Annotated in this window: 1 protein-coding gene; it reads right to left on the bottom strand. The window is 59.4% G+C overall.

Features of this window, described 5'->3' with window-relative positions:
* Nucleotides 1–75: 75 nt before the first annotated feature.
* Nucleotides 76–436 (bottom strand): transposase (locus tag X773_RS78925; RefSeq protein WP_245274907.1); only part of this gene is annotated, 361 nt, incomplete at its 5' end.

Here is a 436-nt window from a genome sequence, read left to right as displayed (position 1 = left end):
ATCTCCAGCCACCGATCGGATCACCGACCAGAGAGGCTGCAACGGAAAATCTCTCTACCAGCCTTCTCGACCACCTCATGAATATGGGCCAGGCTCCCGGCCCAAGGATGCCACGGGTAAAAAAGCTCGTGCTCCGCAATCCCGTGGGCGTTCTGTCGTCGTGTTGTCGTGCTGACGCCATCCTTCGATGACAACCCTGGCCTCCTCCAGCGTGTAGAAGATCTCGCCATTGAGCAGCTCGTCGCGGAACTTCGAATTGAAGCTCTCGCGATAGCCGTTCTCCCAAGGACTGCCGGGCTTACGGCGGCTCCTGGGTCGGATCACTGTCAGATCCGAGATCGCGCGCCGGAGCCTGGTGTTCTGTAAGCGCCAAGCTGACCCCATCTGGCGCGGCTTGAGGTGATGAGCGAGACATACTGACACTGAAGCAAGGAGC

Origin of the sequence: Mesorhizobium sp. LSJC280B00 (assembly GCF_000502835.1) — a bacterium.
In the GTDB taxonomy this organism is placed as follows: domain Bacteria; phylum Pseudomonadota; class Alphaproteobacteria; order Rhizobiales; family Rhizobiaceae; genus Mesorhizobium.
The sequence above is the reverse complement of the archived record's forward strand: the minus strand, read 5'-3'. Positions and strand labels throughout refer to the sequence as shown.